The following is a 259-nucleotide window of genomic DNA, read 5'->3' as shown; positions in this document are numbered from 1 at the left end:
GTAGGGAAAAGGTCACTGAGGCGCATTGAGTGGCCGCGCCACTCGAGAATTGAACCCGAGCTCTTCTGCTTGGCAAGCAGATGTCATAACCACTAGACCATGATGCGAAATCTAAGTTATGTTTGCCTTAGATACACGGAATTTAAGACTTTTAATGCTGCCTAGTCATGTATCCCCACCAGACACTATAGAGTGAAAAGCAAAGGGAACCTCTCAGGTTGGATTGGTCCAGAACTTAGACCATAAACGACAAGTCGCA

1 tRNA gene is annotated in these 259 nt (G+C 46.3%); it reads right to left on the bottom strand.

The features are described 5' to 3' along the window. Window positions 1-30 precede the first annotated feature (30 nt). Window positions 31-107, bottom strand: a tRNA-Gly gene (locus IEQ44_RS16115). Window positions 108-259: the final 152 nt, after the last annotated feature.

This window comes from Nocardioides malaquae (genome assembly GCF_015070385.1).
GTDB classification, from domain to species: Bacteria; Actinomycetota; Actinomycetes; order Propionibacteriales; family Nocardioidaceae; genus Nocardioides; species Nocardioides malaquae.
Note: the sequence above shows the minus strand (reverse complement) of the source record. Positions and strands in the feature narration are given on the sequence as shown.